18 protein-coding genes are annotated in these 16,111 nt (G+C 72.0%); 5 read left to right on the forward strand and 13 right to left on the reverse strand.

The window, feature by feature from the left end; genetic code table 11:
* Positions 1 to 172 precede the first annotated feature (172 nt).
* Complete coding sequence (locus tag AB0H52_RS01860; protein ID WP_151488837.1) at positions 173 to 394, reverse strand: hypothetical protein; 222 nt, start codon at positions 392 to 394, stop codon at positions 173 to 175.
* Between the two features lie 91 nt (positions 395 to 485).
* Here AB0H52_RS01860 and AB0H52_RS01865 point away from each other — a divergent pair, with 91 nt between their 5' ends.
* Both AB0H52_RS01865 and AB0H52_RS01870 read left to right on the forward strand, forming a co-directional pair.
* Complete coding sequence (locus AB0H52_RS01865; protein ID WP_151488848.1) at positions 486 to 1,367, forward strand: GntR family transcriptional regulator; 882 nt, start codon at positions 486 to 488, stop codon at positions 1,365 to 1,367.
* Positions 1,364 to 2,083 (forward strand): protein phosphatase 2C domain-containing protein, encoded by a 720-nt coding sequence (locus tag AB0H52_RS01870; protein ID WP_151488836.1) that lies wholly within the window; start codon positions 1,364 to 1,366, stop codon positions 2,081 to 2,083. Before AB0H52_RS01865 ends, AB0H52_RS01870 begins: the two co-directional genes overlap by 4 nt.
* Positions 2,084 to 2,103: 20 nt before the next feature.
* On the opposite strand, the gene AB0H52_RS01875 is transcribed toward AB0H52_RS01870, so the two are convergent.
* The 9 genes from AB0H52_RS01875 to AB0H52_RS01915 form a co-directional block, all read right to left on the reverse strand.
* Positions 2,104 to 3,312: a hypothetical protein gene (locus AB0H52_RS01875; protein ID WP_357944597.1), complete on the reverse strand. Its 1,209-nt coding sequence runs from the start codon at positions 3,310 to 3,312 to the stop codon at positions 2,104 to 2,106.
* Positions 3,305 to 4,153, reverse strand: a complete 849-nt coding sequence (locus AB0H52_RS01880) for a sugar phosphate isomerase/epimerase (RefSeq protein ID WP_357944600.1) — start codon at positions 4,151 to 4,153, stop codon at positions 3,305 to 3,307. Before AB0H52_RS01880 ends, AB0H52_RS01875 begins: the two co-directional genes overlap by 8 nt.
* Positions 4,150 to 5,304: a dihydrodipicolinate synthase family protein gene (locus AB0H52_RS01885; RefSeq protein WP_357944602.1), complete on the reverse strand. Its 1,155-nt coding sequence runs from the start codon at positions 5,302 to 5,304 to the stop codon at positions 4,150 to 4,152. The genes AB0H52_RS01880 and AB0H52_RS01885 overlap by 4 nt, the downstream gene beginning before the upstream one ends.
* Entirely contained in the window at positions 5,301 to 6,452 is a 1,152-nt protein-coding gene (locus AB0H52_RS01890) for a Gfo/Idh/MocA family oxidoreductase (RefSeq protein ID WP_357944605.1), read from the reverse strand. The genes AB0H52_RS01885 and AB0H52_RS01890 overlap by 4 nt, the downstream gene beginning before the upstream one ends.
* A gap of 39 nt (positions 6,453 to 6,491) precedes the next feature.
* The gene (locus tag AB0H52_RS01895) at positions 6,492 to 7,286 is read right to left on the reverse strand and encodes an ABC transporter ATP-binding protein (protein WP_151488832.1); all 795 of its coding nucleotides are present in this window, start codon (positions 7,284 to 7,286) and stop codon (positions 6,492 to 6,494) included.
* Positions 7,287 to 7,290: 4 nt separating this feature from the next.
* On the reverse strand, positions 7,291 to 8,295 hold the full coding sequence (locus tag AB0H52_RS01900) for an ABC transporter substrate-binding protein (RefSeq protein WP_151488831.1): 1,005 nt from the start codon (positions 8,293 to 8,295) through the stop codon (positions 7,291 to 7,293).
* 23 nt (positions 8,296 to 8,318) lie between these two features.
* Positions 8,319 to 9,293, reverse strand: a complete 975-nt coding sequence (locus AB0H52_RS01905; RefSeq protein WP_225854207.1) for an ABC transporter permease — start codon at positions 9,291 to 9,293, stop codon at positions 8,319 to 8,321.
* 140 nt (positions 9,294 to 9,433) lie between these two features.
* A complete protein-coding gene (locus AB0H52_RS01910; protein ID WP_357944610.1) occupies positions 9,434 to 10,150 on the reverse strand; it encodes a cupin in 717 nt (238 codons plus the stop codon).
* Complete coding sequence (locus AB0H52_RS01915; RefSeq protein WP_151488829.1) at positions 10,143 to 10,487, reverse strand: cupin domain-containing protein; 345 nt, start codon at positions 10,485 to 10,487, stop codon at positions 10,143 to 10,145. Before AB0H52_RS01915 ends, AB0H52_RS01910 begins: the two co-directional genes overlap by 8 nt.
* Positions 10,488 to 10,579: 92 nt before the next feature.
* Between AB0H52_RS01915 and AB0H52_RS01920 the strand changes: the two genes are divergently transcribed.
* Entirely contained in the window at positions 10,580 to 11,644 is a 1,065-nt protein-coding gene (locus tag AB0H52_RS01920; protein WP_357944613.1) for a LacI family DNA-binding transcriptional regulator, read from the forward strand.
* Positions 11,641 to 12,660: a phosphotransferase gene (locus AB0H52_RS01925; RefSeq protein ID WP_151488827.1), complete on the forward strand. Its 1,020-nt coding sequence runs from the start codon at positions 11,641 to 11,643 to the stop codon at positions 12,658 to 12,660. Before AB0H52_RS01920 ends, AB0H52_RS01925 begins: the two co-directional genes overlap by 4 nt.
* A 51-nt stretch (positions 12,661 to 12,711) precedes the next feature.
* Here the strand turns inward: AB0H52_RS01925 and AB0H52_RS01930 are convergent, their stop codons facing one another.
* Entirely contained in the window at positions 12,712 to 13,374 is a 663-nt protein-coding gene (locus tag AB0H52_RS01930) for a fasciclin domain-containing protein (RefSeq protein WP_357944616.1), read from the reverse strand.
* A gap of 132 nt (positions 13,375 to 13,506) precedes the next feature.
* Between AB0H52_RS01930 and AB0H52_RS01935 the strand changes: the two genes are divergently transcribed.
* Positions 13,507 to 13,992, forward strand: coding sequence for a GNAT family N-acetyltransferase (locus AB0H52_RS01935; protein ID WP_151488825.1), 486 nt, complete (start codon positions 13,507 to 13,509; stop codon positions 13,990 to 13,992).
* Between the two features lie 113 nt (positions 13,993 to 14,105).
* On the opposite strand, the gene AB0H52_RS01940 is transcribed toward AB0H52_RS01935, so the two are convergent.
* The gene (locus tag AB0H52_RS01940) at positions 14,106 to 15,401 is read right to left on the reverse strand and encodes an MFS transporter (RefSeq protein ID WP_151488824.1); all 1,296 of its coding nucleotides are present in this window, start codon (positions 15,399 to 15,401) and stop codon (positions 14,106 to 14,108) included.
* A gap of 88 nt (positions 15,402 to 15,489) precedes the next feature.
* A complete protein-coding gene (locus AB0H52_RS01945; protein ID WP_151488823.1) occupies positions 15,490 to 16,050 on the reverse strand; it encodes an NAD(P)H-dependent oxidoreductase in 561 nt (186 codons plus the stop codon).
* Between the last annotated feature and the right edge of the window lie 61 nt (positions 16,051 to 16,111).

Here is a 16,111-nt window from a genome sequence, read left to right on the forward strand (position 1 = left end):
TGTGTGCACGGCCGGCGTCCAACTCGGACCGGCCGAGGTAGGGGTCATGGCTTCGTCCTCATGAAACCCACCATCCGCGCCGTCGAACCCTGTCACCTCCCCTCAGGAAGCGAGCCCTGTCCCTCAACAGAGGGAGCGGGCCACCCGGGCACGCCGACGTGCGGCGTTGGCACTAGATGTCCTGCCTGACCTTCGCGACGTCCAGCCCCAGCAAGGGGCCGAAGAACCTGGTGAATTCCTCCAAGGAGCCCGATTGGAAGATCTCCCTCGCACCATCGAGGATGGCCACTGCTCCGGACGGCAGGTCGAAGAGGTAGCCAACAGCCTCCTCGTCTCTGATGAGAACGAAGACCTGCGGCACCTGCGCCACGACAACCTCCGGAATCTCGGGCATCGGCGACTCACTCAACGGCCGCAACTCCTCTGGTTCTCCACGAGGGGCAGCACCTACCCCGTCAAGCCCGAGATTGTCCTGGGACAATTGCATGACGATAGTGTGGGGACAATCTGACCGAAGGTCAAGGATTATCCTGGGACAATCGAGGGGTGTTGACGTGGTGGTGCACTCGCGTTACTTGGGCATCGCGTCCAAGATCCGAGAACGGATCGAAGCCGGGGAGTGGGCGCCGGGCGCGCGGCTTCCGACCCTCAACGACCTCGCCGCCGAGTACGACGCCAACCGCGACACCATCGGTCGGGCCATCGCCCTTCTTGAGACAGAGGGCTACGTGTGGGCCGTCCAAGGCCGGGGCATCGCCGTTCGGTACGGCACTATGCGTCCCCGTCGACCACGCGGTGACCTGGTCAAACGCAACGAGCAAGCAACCGGCTACTCGTTCCCCTCGGCCAGCAGCCAGGAGGTGTGGGTTCGCCACGGCGAGGCCGTCAGCGCACCGGCCCGCCTGGACGATCCCCGCGTCGCCAAGCTTCTCGGCGTGGACCCTGGCACCGAGGTGCTTCGCCGGTTCCGGGTCACCGGGCCCGCGTCCGAAGCCCCGTTCCAGATCAACGTCTCGTGGATTCACCCGCGTGTCGCCGACATCGCTGCCGAGTTGGACGCGGAACCCGCTGCGGGCGAGTGGTTGCATCGCATTGAGAACGCCGGCCACTGGCCCATCAGTTGGATGGAGATTCATCGCGCCCGAATGCCCAACAAGGACGAGGCCACGCTCCTGGAGATCCCCACCAACCTGCCCGTGCTGGAGATCGTGCGGGTCGGGACCTCGGGGGCCGACAACAAGCCGGTCGAGGTGACCGAGTACGTCGTGGCGAGCGATCGGGTCGAGACGGTCCACGTCCTGCACCGTGCCGACAACGCCCAGCAGCCGTGGTCTGACGCCGGATCGAGAGGTGACTCACTGCCGTGACGGTCATCGTCGAAGCCGCCAGCCGGACACACCAGGGCCTCGTCCGTAGACGAAACGAGGACTCCCACAGCCAAGGGCAGTGGCTCTTTGTTGTCGCGGACGGTCTCGGCGGCCACGTCGCCGGTGACATCGCCAGCAGCACGGTGACAACGGCCTTGGCGGCGTATGACCGTCCGGTGCCGGCGAAGGATCTTGCCAACTTCTTGGGGCAGGCGATCTACGAGGCGAGCGAAGCGTTACGCCGGAAGGTCCGCGCGGACCCGGAGCTGGCTGGGATGGGGACCACGTTGGTCGCTCTGCTGTGCTCCGGCAGCGAGGCGGTCGTGGCGAACGTCGGGGACTCCCGCGCCTACCTGATCCGGCGCCACGGCTCCCGCGACAGTGCGATGCTCCAGATCAGCGAGGATCACACCTACCAACATCTCGTCGCCAACGCAGACAAGGTGCCGAATCTGGGCGAGAAGCTGGCCCGCTTTCTCGATGGCCGAAACGACGGCCGATCGCCCGACCTGACACCTCTCCACCTCCAACCCGGCGACCGAATCCTGTTGTGCTCTGACGGTCTGAGTTCGTACGTACCAGGCGAACAGATACGAGCTGCGCTCGACTCCGACGGTAGTCCAGGGGATATCGCCGACCAGCTCGTGACCTTGGCGGTCAACCAGGGCGGGCACGACAACATCACCGTCATTGTCATTGACGTGGCCCAGCGCTAAGGCTCCGCCGCACGCCAGCATCAGCGCTGGTGTCGGCGCCAGCCTGCGGTGAGCAGCCCGGCGAGGGCCAGGCCGAGCAGCGGCGCGAGACCCACCCCGGCGAGGGTGCAGGCGACCGCGAGCAACGCCGGCGGCACCCAACACCAGGCGGGCACGCTGCGCGGGGCGCGGCCGCGCCGCCGGGCCGCGGCCTCGGTCGCCATCGGCACGACCAGCACCGGCAGCGCGGCGGCCAGCAGGGTCAGCCAGGGCAGCACCAGCCGGTCGAAGCGCGCCACCGTCAGCAGTCCCCCGAGCACCGCGACGGCCAGCATCGCGGTGCGGGCCGGCACCCGCGGCGCCAGGCCACGGATCGCCAGTGCCCCGGAGTACGTCGTGGTCAGCGCTGCCGCGAAGACCGCCACCGCGACGAACAGATTGGCGTACGCGGCCAGCCCCGACCCGGCGGCGAGGAGCGCGACCACGTCCGCCGAGCCGGTCCGCAGCCACAGACCGGCGCCGGCGAGCACCCCGAGCAGCGCCGGCCCGATCAGCAGCCCCACGCACCAGGCCAGGTCCCTCCCGCGGGCCAGACCGACGCTGAAGTCCGGTGCCCGCAACGCGAACACCGCGACGTAGCCGATCAGCGCGGCGGCGTCGGCGAGCCCACCGGCGGCGAGGCGGACCGGCGCGCCGGGCGGCGGCAGCACGGTCAGGCACCATCCGACCAGGACCACCGCGCTGAGGGTGGTGAGCACCGCGATCCGGTTGCCGAGCCGGGCGGGCGCCCAGGAGACGGCGAGGACCGCCACCTCCAGCAGCGCCGGCCCGACCCAGCCCGGCAGGTGCGTCAACGCGGCCAGTGACGCGCCGCCGAGCCCGACGTTGAAGCCGTTCCAGCCGACCATCGACACGGCCAGCACCGCCGCCAGCAGCAGGCGGGAGACCCGCCCCAGGTACGCGGGCAGCACCGCGGTCAGGGTGCCGCCGTCACCGAGCGGCCGGCGCAGGCCGATCCGGCCCTGCCCCCACAGCAGCGCCACCATCAGCGCCCCGCCGACCAGCAGCCCGGCCACCGGCACCGCGCCGCCGTGCCGGTCGGCCATCGCCGCGCCGAGCACCAGGGTGGCCGGCGCGGTGCCGATGCCCAGCCAGGCGCCGACCGCCGCCGGCCACCGCCGCCCCCGGCCCTCCTCGACGGGCCCGGCGGACGCCGGAGCGACGCCGGCCGCTGGACCGGGATCAGACAACGTGGCGCAGGTAGCCGGCTATCGCCGCGTCCAGCACCTCCGCGCCGGGACGCGCCCACACCTGCGCGGAGAAGACCTCCACCTCGATCGGGCCGACGTAGCCGGCGGCGTCCACCGCCTCGCGCAGCCGGCGCAGCTCGATGCACCCGTCGCCGGGCAGCGCCCGGCCGAGCAAGACCCCCTCGGGCAGCGGGGTCACCCAGTCGCAGACCTGGAACGCGGCGATCCGCGTGCCGGCCCGCTCGATCTGCGCGTACACCGTGTCGTCCCACCAGATGTGGTACGCGTCCACGACCACACCCACCACCGTCGGGTCGAACCGTTCGGCGATGTCCAACGCCTGCCCGAGGGTGGCGATCACGCAGCGGTCGGCGGCGAACATCGGGTGCAGCGGCTCGATGGCCAGCCGTACGCCGGCTGCCGCCGCGTGCGGGGCCAGCTCGCCGATCGCGTCGGCGACCCGGCGGCGGGCGCCGTCGATGTCCCGGCGGCCCGCCGCCAGCCCACCGGAGACCAGCACCAGTTCGGGGGCGCCCAGCGTGGCCGCCTCCTCGATGGCGCGCAGATTCTCCGCCAGCCAGTCGTCGGCGGAGAAGAACCCGCCCCGGCACAACGAGGTGACGGTGAGCCCGGCATCGCGGACCAGCTTCGCCGAGCGGGCCAGCCCGTACTCCGCGACCGGTTCCCGCCACAGGCCGATGCCCGGCACGCCGGCGGCCACACAACCGGCCACCACGTCGGGCAGCGGCCAGCGCCGGGCGGTGGCCTGGTTGAACGAGAAGCGCCGCAGCGCGTCGCCGCTGCCACCCGACGGTGCCGCACCCGCGAACTCGACGGTCACTGCGCCACCCCCGCCACCGTGAACAGCGCTCGGGCGCGGGCGGCGGCCAGGTCCGCGTCGGGCAACAGGCCGGCCGCGTCGGCCAGGGTGAGCAGGGTGGCCAGGTGTGCGGGAGAACGCCCGGACTGCGCGCCACCGACCATCGTGAAATGGTCCTGGTGCCCGGCCAGCCAGGCCAGGAACACGATCCCGGTCTTGTAGTGCCAGGTCGGCGCCGCGAACAGGTGCCGGGCCAGCGGCACGGTCGGCGCGAAGACCTCGTCGTACGTCGAGACGTCCCCCCGGTCCAGGGCGGCCAGCGCGGCGGCGGCGGCCGGCGCGATGGCCGCGAACACCCCGAGCAGCGCGTCGGAATGGCCCGCCTCGTCGCCCCGGATCAGCTCCGGGTAGTGGAAGTCGTCACCGGTGTAGAGACGCACCCCGGCCGGTAGCCGGCGGCGCAACGCGACCTCCCGGCCGGCGTCGAGCAGTGACACCTTGATGCCGTCCACCCTGGACTGGTGGGCCTTGATCAGCTCGACGACCGTGTCGGCGGCCAGGTCCAGGTCGACCGCACCCCAGTAGCCGGTCAGCGCCGGGTCGAACATCGGACCCAGCCAGTGCAGCACCACCGGCTCGTCGGCGGCGCTCAGCAGCTCGTCGTACACCCGCAGGTAGTCCTCCGGGCCGCGGGCGGCGGCGGCCAGGTGCCGGCTGCACATCAGCACCGGCCGGGCGCCGGCCGCGTGGACGTCGTCGAGCTGCTCGCGGTACGCGGCGGTGACCGACGACAGGGTGGCCGGACCGGCCGGCAGCTGGTCGGTGCCGACACCGGCGACGATGCGTCCACCCACGGCGCGGGCCTCGGCCGCGCTGCGCCGGATCAGCTCCCGGGCCGCCGGATAGTCCAACCCCATCCCCCGCTGGGCGGTGTCCATCGCCTCGGCCACCCCCAGCCCGTACGACCACAGGTGCCGCCGGAAGGCGAGCGTGGTGTCCCAGTCCACGGCCGCCGGAGCACCCGGGGTGTTCTCCGCGCCCGGGTCGGCGACCACGTGCGCGGCGGCGTACGCGATGCGGCTGGTCGCGGGCGCCGACGGGCGGGCGAACCCGGTCCCCCCGGCCAGCCGGTGGCGCCGCCCGCCCGGCAGCACGACCTCGGCGGCGCTCACGAGTGCAACTCCGGCACCTCGACGCGGACGCCCTCGCGGGCCGCGCGCAATCCCAGTTCGGCGAGCTGCACGCCGCGCGCGCCGGCCAGGAAGTCCCACCGGAAGGGCTCGCCGGCTACGACGTGCCGCAGGAACGCCTCCCACTGCACCTTGAAGCCGTTGTCGAACTCCTCGTTGTCGGGCACCTCGGCCCACTGGGCGCGGAAGTCCTCGGTGACCGGCAGGTCCGGATTCCACACCGGCTTCGGGGTGACCGCCCGGTGCTGCACCCGGCAGTTGCGCAGGCCGGCGACCGCGCTGCCCTCGGTGCCGTCGACCTGGAACTCCACCAGCTCATCGCGGTACACCCGCACGGCCCAGGACGAGTTGATCTGCGCGATCACCCCGCCGTCGAGTTCGAAGGTGGCGTACGCGGCGTCGTCGGCGGTGGCCGCGTACGGGCCGCCGGCCTCGTCGACCCGCTCGGGCACGTGGGTGGCGATCACGCAGGAGACGGCGTTCACCCGGCCGAACAGCTCCTCCAGCACGTAGTGCCAGTGCGGGAACATGTCCACCACGATGCCGCCGCCGTCCTCGGCCCGGTAGTTCCACGACGGACGCTGCGCCGGCTGCCAGTCGCCCTCGAAGACCCAGTAGCCGAACTCACCACGCACCGAGAGGATCCGGCCGAAGAAACCCCCGTCGACGAGACGCTTGAGCTTGCGCAGCCCCGGCAGGAACAGCTTGTCCTGTACGACGCCGGTGCGGACGCCCGCCGCGTCGGCGGCCCGGGCCAGGTCGAGCGCCGCGGCCGTGTCCTCGGCGAGGGGCTTCTCCGTGTAGATGTGCTTGCCGGCCTCGATGGCCTGCCGGATGGCCTTCTCCCGTTGCTGGGTGACCTGGGCGTCGAAGTAGACCTCGACGTCGTCCCGGGCCAGCGCCGAGGTCAGGTCGGTGGTCCAGTCGGTCAGGCCGTGCCGCTCGGCGAGCTCACGGAGCTTGGTCTCGTTACGCCCGACCAGGACCGGTTCCGGCCAGATGGTCGTGCCGTCGGCCAGCGTCACGCCGCCGGCCTCGCGGATGGCCAGCAGCGAGCGGACGAGGTGCTGCCGGTAGCCCATCCTTCCGGTCACGCCGTTGACGATGATGCCGATCGACCTGCGGGTCATGGTGTTCCTTCCGTCGTGCTGGTCGTGCCGATCCGCGTCTCAGTGGTTGGCGGCCGCGCTGCCGAGCAACCCGCGCAGGTCGGTGGCGAGCCGGTCGAAGCGGGGATCCGACATCACCTGCGCGTAGTCGCGGTGCGTCGGCAGCTCGACCGTGAAGGTGCGGATGATCCGGCCGGGCCGGGCGCTCATCACCACGACCCGGGTGCCGAGGAAGACCGCCTCGGCGATGGAGTGGGTGACCAGCACCACGGTGGTGCCGGTCTCCCGCCAGATCCGGTGCAGCTCGGCGTTCATCTGCTCCCGGGTGAGGGCGTCCAGGGCGCCGAACGGCTCGTCCATGAGCAGCACCGGCGGGGCGTGCAGCAGCGCGCGGCAGAGTGCCACCCGCTGCTGCATGCCACCGGACAGCTCGTGCGGCAGTGCCTTCTCGAAACCGGTCAGGCCGGTCATCTCGATCAGCTCGTCCGCCCGACGGGCCGCCTGCGCCCGGTCCATGCCGCGCATCTCGGCCTGGAGCAGGATGTTGGCCCGCGCGCCGCGCCACTCCAGCAGCGCGGCCTTCTGGAAGACGAAGCCGATCTGCTTCTGCGGGCCGCGAACCGGGCGTTCCAGCAGCGACACCTCTCCGCTGGTCGGCTGGACCAACCCGGCGACGATCTTCAGCAGGGTCGACTTGCCACAGCCGGACGGGCCGACGATCGTCACGAACTCGCCGGGCTGGATGTCCAGCGACACGTCGTCGAGTGCGGTGGTCTGCGACCGGCGGGAGCTGAACCGGACGGTCACGCCGGACATCCCAATGGCGGTGCCGGCGCGGGCCGGCGCTGCGGTCACCGGGTCACCCCTGCGCCGCGTACGAGGAGTCCCAGTACGCGTTGGGCGCGCCCGCATCCTTCAGCTCGGCGTAGCGCGACATCAGGTCGATGGTCTCGGTCCACTGGGCCTCGGTGTTCACCCCGGGCGGGCCTTCGGCGCCGAGCAGCGGCAGGTTGAGGGTGAGCTGCTTGGTGAGCACCTCGGGGGCGGGCTCGTTCTCGGCCAGCTCGACCATCGCGCTCACCGCGCCGGCCGGGTCGCGTGCGGCGTCGGCCCAGGACTTCTGGGTGGCCCGGACGAACTTGCGGGCCAGCTCCGGGTCCTTCTGCAGGGTCTGCGTGTTGGCGATCAGACCGGTGCCGAGCAGGTTCATCCCGTAGTCGGCGAAGAGCAGCACGTCGACCTTCTTGCCGGTCTTGCTCTCGATCGTCGGCGCCTGGTCGTGGAAGAAGCCCATGATGGCGTCGACCTTGCCCTCGGCCAGCGCGGCGATCTTGCCGGCCGCGTCCACGTTGACGACCTTGACGTCGTCCTTCTTCAGGCCGTTCTTCTCCAGCCACGCCGGGAACGTCGCGTAGAGGGCGTCACCGGGGGTGCCCCCCACGGTCTTGCCCTTGAGGTCGGCCGGGGTCTTGATGTTCTTCTCGGTGAAGAACTCCACCGAGGACGGACCCTTCTCCAGGTACGCGCCGAGGCTGCGCACCGGCATGCCACTGGCCACCGACTTGAGCAGCACCGGGCTGTCCGCCCAGCCGAAGTCGGTCTGCTTCTGGGCGACCTGCTTGACCGTGTTGCCCGAGCCGTTGCCCGGCAGGATCTTCAGGTCGATGCCCTCGGCGGAGTAGTAGCCCTTCTGCAGGCCGTAGTAGAAGGGCGCGTGCTCGCCGTACGGCACCCAGTTGAGGGTGAGGGTGACCTGCTTGCTGCCGTCGGCGTTGGTGTCGCCGCCGGAGTCGTCCCCACCGCAGCCGGTGGCGGCGACGAGCAGGGCGGCGGTGACCAGGATGGTGGTGGCGGTGCGTTTCATCGGTGCCTCCGTGATGGGGTCGGTCAGGAGGTGGTGAGGGACACGCCGGCACGGCGGCTGGCGTGCCACGGGATGAGCAGTGCCTCGGCGATCTCGACGAGGACGAACAGGACGATGCCGATGGCGGACATCAGAATCAGGTCGGCGAACAGCAGTGGGGCGTCGAGGTTGCCGTTGGCCAGCAGCAGGACGTAGCCGAGCCCTTCGCTGGCGCCGACGAACTCACCGACCACGGCGCCGACCACGGCGAGGGTGACGGCCACCTTCAGGCCGGCCATCAGGTGCGGCAACGCGTTCGGGAAGCGGATCTTGCGGAACGTACGCCAGGGTCCGGCGCCCATCGTGGCGGCGAGGTCGAGCAGCTCCGGGTCGGTGGAGCGCAACCCGGCCACGCCGGAGATGACCACCGGGAAGAACGCGATGAGCACCGCGAGGATGACCTTCGGGGTGAGGCCGAGGCCGAACCAGACCACCAGCAGCGGGGCGATGGCGATCTTCGGGATGACCTGTGCGAACAGGACGATCGGGTAGAGCGCCTTGTCCAGGGTGCGCGAGTAGGCGATGGCGACCGCGGCGGCCAGCCCCAGCGCGGCGGCCAGCACGAAGCCGAGCACCGTCTCGTAGAGGGTGACCACGGTGTGCCGGGCCAGTTCGGACGACTGCCCGGTCATGGTGGTCCAGACCTGGCCGGGCGTGGGCACCAGGTAGTTCGGCACGTACTCCTGGGCGGCGACGAACCACCACGCGGCGAACAGCGCGGCCAGCACCAGCGCCGGGCGCCAGAGCGAGTCGGCGAGCGCCACCGCGCGGCGGCCGAGCGTCGGTCGTGGTGGTCGACCGTCGGTGCCGGGCGGAGGACCGGCCACCGTGGACGGCGCCGGGGCGTCGACGGTGTCCGACGAAGCGGTGGCCCCGGACGCGGACACGGCTGCCCGCCCGCCTTCGGTCATGTCGACGGCGGCCTGCCGGCCCGCCGTGTCCAAAGAGTTCTCGGTCACGCGGAACCTCCTCGGGGCCCGGCTCAGCACCCGCGGAGGGGGCCGGTCGACGGATCAGGCAAACGCTTTCCTGGAGCGTAGGCGGCACCTTCGCACCGGGCAAGGCCTTTCCTCGATCTATTCGGGCCGTGCCCGCGCCGTCAGCTCGCCGCCGGGTAGGTGTCCAGCAGGCCGCACATGCCCAGCCGGCCCCGCTCGACCGGTTCGTCCACCGCGTACACCCGGGCGTCCCCCAGGTGGCCGGGATCGCCCCTCTCCAGGGCGTCGAGCTGTTCGCCGGTGCCGGCGGCGGCGCGGCCGGCACCGGCCGACCACCGCTGCCGCCAGCGGGTCAGCATCGGGCGGCGCAGCGCCACCGCCGCGTCGTGGAACGCGGCCAGCGCCGCCGGACCGCCGGCCCGCAGCGCCTGGAAGCCGATCACGGCCAGATCCCGTCGACGGTACGCGGCACACACGTCCGTGCCCGGCGCTCCCCCGTTCGGCAGCGCCGCCGCCGCGAGGTACGCGTCGGGGTCCGCCAACACGTCGGGCGGGAAGGTCAGCACCGCGTCCCCGGCCTCGGGCAGCCCGCTGTTCTGCATGAGCACCACAATGGTCAGTTCACCGCCGTTGACCAGACGGTGCACGGTGCCCGGCTCGAACCAGACCACCGCACCCGGCCGCAACGGGGTCTCCCGGTAGCCGGCCGCGGTGAGGGTTTGCACCGCGCCCTCGCCGCCGGTCACCACGTACCCCTCCGTACAGCACAGGTGCACGTGCGGGGTGCCGCCGACCACGCCGTCCGGCGCCGCCGTGTCGTAGACCCGCAGCCGGGACAACCCGATGCCGCCGGGCAGCACGGCCGACCGGTCAGGCATCGAAGTACTCGTCGGTGTCGTCCGCCGCCGGCAGCGACACCAGCAGCACGGTGAGGTCACCGATGGCCCGGTGCCGGCAACCCGGCTTGATGAGGAACGCGGACATCGGCCGGGCGGGATGGCGCACCCCGTCCAGCTCGATCTCACCCTCCCCCGCGAGCACGATGTAGTACTCGGTGGCGATGCGGTGATGGTGGGTGACCGCGTCCTGCACCTCGAGCAGGTGCACGCTGGCCTGGCCGTCGCTCTCGGCGATGAAGCCCCTGCGGGTGGTCCCACACGAGCAGCGCCTGGTGGGAAGGTCGTCGAGTTGGAGCACCGCGAAGCGATCGGACATGACCGGGCCTCCCTGCGGGAAAGGGCTTTCACTGCGGTACCGTGACGCTAGCCGGCACGGCGAAACGCCGTCAACAGATCGAGGGGGCGGCCATGGCGACCCTGTCCGACGTGGCGCGACGCGCGGGCGTCTCGCCCGCCACCGCCTCCCGCGTGATCAACGGCAGCAGCAAGCCGGTCACCGACGAGCTGCGCGAGCGGGTGCTCGCCGCCGTCGCCGAGTTGCAGTACGTGCCGAACGCCCACGCCCAGCTGCTGGCCCGCTCACACCGCAGCGCGGTCGGCGTGATCGTGCACGACGTCTCCGACCCGTACTTCGCCGAGATCACCCGTGGGCTGCAACGCGTCGCCACCGACCAGGGCCGGCTGCTGATGATCTGCAACAGCTACCGCGACCCGGACCGCGAGCTGGAGTACGTGGAGCTGCTGCGCGGCCACCAGGTGGCGGCGCTCATCCTCGCCGGCTCCGGCTATCACGACGAGGCGTTCACCCGGCAGCTCAACGAGAAGCTCGCCGCGTACGGGGCCACCGGCGGACGGGTCGCGGTGATCGGCCGGCACGAGCACTCCGGCGACGCGGTGATGCCGGACAACCGGACCGGCGGGTACCTCGCCGGCCGGGAGCTGTGCGAGCTGGGACACGGGGCGATCGGCGTGGTCGCCGGCCCGCGCATCCTCACCACCACCACCGATCGGTTGGCCGGGCTCCGGCAGGCGCTCGCCGAGCAGGGCCGTGACCTGCCCGAGCGGCGGATCCGCTACGCCGAGTTCGACCGCGACGGCGGCGCCGAGGCCACCGCCCGTCTCCTCGACGCGGATCCGGAGCTGACCGCGATCGTGGCGCTCAACGACTCGATGGCCATCGGCGCGCTCGCCACCCTGCGGGCCCGTTCGCTGGCCGTACCGCGGCGGGTCTCCGTGATCGGCTTCGACGACATGCCGATCGCCCGGGACGTCACGCCGGCGCTGACCACCGTGCGGCTGCCGCTGGTCGACATGGGAGTGCGCGCGATGTCGCTGGTGCTAGGCGCGGAGGCGCTGTCACCCCGGGTCGAGGTGCTCCCCGCAGAGCTGATCCGGCGGGACACCACCGGCCCCGCCGCCCGGGCCACCACCGGGTCCGCGCCCCGGGCCCGTCGGGCTGACACCGCGTCGTGACCGTGGTCAGCCCGACGCAGCGTCCCCTCACGACGGACGACGTGTCGTACCTGGTCCGCGCGTCGTTCGGCCCGCGGGACCGGGTCCGGGACGCGGGTCCGTTGACCGGCGGCGGGTACGCGACGGTGTGGTGGGCGTTGCTCGACGACGGCCGTCGGGTGGTGCTGAAGGTGGCTCCGCCGGCCGGCACCCGACTGCTGCGCTACGAGCGGGGGCTCTGCGCGGCCGAGGCACGCTACTTCCGGCTGGTCGCCGAGCGGGCGCCGCAGGTGCCCGTACCCCCGGTGCTGCACCACGGCACCGACCCGGCGTACGGCGAATGGCTCGTCACCGCGATGCTGCCCGGCCGGTCGCTGTCCGACCTGGCCGGCGCGGGCGTCGCGGTCGACGACGGCCCGGCGCGGTACGACCTCGGGGTGGCGCTCGCCGCGCTGCACCGGGTCACCGGCGACCGGTTCGGCTACGACGGCGACCGGGCCGACGGATCGACCTGGCGGGCGGCGTTCTCCGCGATGCTCGACGCGCTGCTCGCCGACGCGGCCGATTGGGACGTGCGGCTGCCGATCACCGAGGCCGGTCTGCGCGCGTTGGTGCGGCGGCACGCCGACGTGCTGGACGAGGTCCGCCGCCCGGCGCTGCTGCACTTCGACTGCTGGGACGGCAACGTGCTAACCGCGCCCGACGCCGACGGACGGCTACGGCTGCGCGGTCTGGTCGACGGCGAGCGGTTCCTGTACGGCGACCCGCTGCTCGACCTGGTCTCGCCCCGGCTGTTCCGGCGCGTCGAGGACGAGCCGGAGCACCCCCTGCTGCGCGGTTACCGGGACGCCGCCGCCGAGCCGCTGGTCCTGGACGCCTCGGCGCGTCGGCGGCTCGCGCTGTACCGGCTGCACCTGTACCTGCTGATGACCGTGGAGATGCCCAGCCGTGGCATGACCCCGGGCAGCCACCCGGGGCGGCACGAGCGGCTGGCGGCCCTGCTCGACGCGGAGATCACGGCGCTCAGCCCGGTCTGACGATCCGTGCGGGTGGCGTGCGACGCCTGGTCGCACGCCACCCGACCTCGATCAGGGCAGGTCGATCGGGCGCAGCACCCGGTCCACGGTGTGCGCGATCTGCCGGTTGCCATTGTTGACGTCGAAGGCGACCACCCGTGGGTCGCGATCGTTGGTGTCGGCGTCGACCAGGCGTACCTGACGGAAGTAGTGCCAGTAGGTGCGCAGGTCGACCTCGACGGTCGGGCCGAGCGCGGTGGTCAGCTCGGCGCCGTCTGCCGTGACGGCCGTCTTGCGGTCGATGGTCGCGCCCGGCACCACGTGGTAGAGCAGCACCGTCTCCACGGTGTCAATGCCCAGCCCGGCGACGGCCGAGAACGCCGCACTCTCGCCGGGCAGCTTCTGGGCGTGGGTGATCTCCCGGACCAACTGCTGGAACGCCGCGTCGTTGGGCAGGAACGCGGTCAACGCGACCGTGCCGTCGGTGAGCACCTTGACCGGTGAGTTCGGCTTGGCCTCCAGCACGGCCAGCACGGCTGCGGTCAGCACGTCGAAGTCTCGTGCGTTGCGATCGAATCCGGACCGGTCCTTGGTGAGCACCTGGGCGAGCGACGCCGTGCCCAACGGCTTTTTCTTGCCGGTGGCCTGTGCGGCCGGCACGGCGACGGCGGTGGTGGCGAGCGCGGTGGCCAGGGTGCCCACCGCCACCCGGGCGGCGAGTCGTGCGATCTTCATCAGCGGGCCTTTCGTCGAGGCGACAGATCCGTGACGTCTCGTCACGACCCATGCTTCGCATCGTCAACGCCCCTCGGATGCACCTGCGGATAACGGATTGTCCGGAACCTGTCCGGGGCTTAGCCTCGCCCGGTGCTGATTCGGGAGTTCGTCGACCAGGACTGGTCGCAGGTCTGGCCGATCGTCGAGGAGGTGATCCGGGCCCGGGAGACCTTCGTCTACGACCCGGCGATGACCTCCGACGCGGCGTACGGCATGTGGGCCGAGGCCCCGCCGGGACGGACCGTCGTCGCCGTCGACGGGGAGCGGGTCCTCGGCACCGCGAAGATGGGCGCCAACCGGCCGGGGCCGGGCGCGCACGTGTCCACCGCGAGTTTCATGGTCGCCGCTGGCGCGCGAGGGCGGGGCGTGGGCACCGCGCTGTGCCGCGACGCCCTCACCTGGGCGCGCCAGCAGGGGTACGCGGGCATGCAGTTCAACGCCGTGGTGGAGAGCAACCGGTCGGCGGTCGAGCTGTACCGGCGGGAGGGTTTCACGGTGGTCGGCACGGTGCCGGGCGCGTTCCGCCACCCCACCCTCGGCCGGGTCGGCCTGCACGTCATGTACCAGGAGTTCTGAGCCCGGCGCTCGGGGGGCCATGGTGGTGGTGGGCTCCGCTGCCGCGCACCGCGCACCGACCTCCGCGCCGCCGTCAGGGCGTGATTCGCTGACGACATCAACTCCGAAGCGTCTCAACCACTGAGGTTGCCCCCGGCCGGGGCGGCGCGAAGTCCGGACCGCGAGGCGGCCAGCTCCGCGCCGGCGCGGCGGATCGGGGTGAACAGTCCCCCGATCGCGACCAGCAGGCACCCCGCTCCCGCCACGAGCGTGACGGCCTGGACGCCGTACCGGCCGGCGGACCAGGTCAGCACCGCCGCACCGGCCGGCCCGAGGGAGTAGTGGATGCTCCAGAACGCCGAGGTGACCCGGCCGAGCAGATGGTCGGGGGTGATCTCCTGGCGCAGCGACATCGAGCAGATGCCGCCGATGCTGAGGCAGCACAGGTACACGGCGGTCAGCGCGGTGACCGCCGGCACGCTGGTGGCGGCACCCACTCCCACCACCGCGCAGCCACAGACCGTGTGGGCGCTGATCCAGGTGACGCCGAAGCCGCGCCGACGGCGCAGCGGCGCGACCAGCAGCGCGCCGGCGACCGTGCCCAACGCCGCCACACCGAGCACCGTGCCGACGGTGCCCTCGGAGCCGCCCAGGTCGTGCGTGACGTGGTAGATCAGCACGTCGGTGAAGCCGTAGGTCAGGAAGATGAAGACCGACAGCAGCACGGTCAGCGCGCGGAGCACGGGCTGCCGCCACAAAAACCGCGCCCCCGCCAGGAACTCGGCCAGCGGGCGCTGCCGGAGGGCCGTGGCGTCCGCGGCGTCGTCGACCTCGACCGGCCGCAGTCGGATCAGCCACAGACCGGCCGCGGAGAGCGCGAAGCTGCCCGCGTTGACGGCGATGGCGACCGCCGGCCCGAAGCGGGCCGACACGACACCGGCGAGCAGCGGCCCGAGGACGGCCGTCGCCGCGAACGTCGCCTGCAACCGGCCGTTGGCCTCGGTGATCCGGTCCCGGTCGACGAGGTTGCGAACCGCGGTCACCGCGGCGACCTGGAACACCATGCCGGCCGCCTCGCAGATCGGCAGCACGACGAAGAGCAGCCAGACCTGCGGGCCGGCGAGCCAGGCCAGGGGCACCAGGCCGTACAGCACCAGCCGGGTCAGGTCCGCCGCGATCATCAGGGTGCGGCGGTCGTACCGGTCGACGAGCACCCCGCCGAAGACGCCGGCCACGACGGACGCGGCACCCGCGACGGCGGTGAGCAGGCCCATCTGCGCCACCGACCCGGTGGCCTGGAGCACCAGCAGCGGTACCGCCAGGTAGGCGAACGAGTCACCGGCCGCGGAGAGCGACTGCGCGATCCAGTACGTGCCGAAGGTGCGGTCCCGCCACAGCGGCGCATGGCGCGCGTTGGCAACTCGACTCACCGGATCGAGAGTAGTACGCACCAGAGGGGCGTCAACCACGAGCCGGCCGCGGGAGGACATCCCGCGGCCGGCTCCGGGTCAGCAAGGGTCAGCTCTGGCGCAGCGGGGCGAGCGCGCCGCTCCAGGCGACCACCTGGTCGAGGGTGGTGGTCAGCGCGTCCTCGTGGAACTGGTTGGGCTTGAAGACGCTGAAGTTCTCGAAGTCGGTGAAGAGCGACAGCGCCACCTGGGAACGCACGTCGGCCATCTGCAGCTCGCCGGCGATCAGACGCAGGTGCTCGACGGCCCGGGCGCCGCCGAGCGAGCCGTAGCTGACGAAGCCGACGGCCTTGTTGTTCCACTCGGCGTACAGGTAGTCGATGGCGTTCTTGAGGGCGCCCGACGTGGAGTGGTTGTACTCGGGGGTCACGATGATGAACCCGTCGTACGAGGCGATCGTCTCGGCCCACCGCAGCGTGTGCGGCTTGGTGTACTGACCCATCGCCGGCGGGTACGCCTCGTCGAGGTGCGGCAGCTCGTAGTCCAGCAGGTCGATCAGCTCGTACTCCGCGTCGGAGCGCTGCTTGGCGACCTCGAGGACCCAGCGGGCGACCGCTTCCCCGTTCCGCCCGGGGCGGGTGCTGCCGAGGATGATCCCGATCCTGGTCATGGTGGCGCCTTTCAGAAGTGGGTTGGGCTGACGCGCCGACGCTAGCCGGTTGTTGCTTGGT

This window comes from Micromonospora sp. NPDC050695, from assembly GCF_040654415.1.
Lineage (GTDB): Bacteria > Actinomycetota > Actinomycetes > Mycobacteriales > Micromonosporaceae > Micromonospora.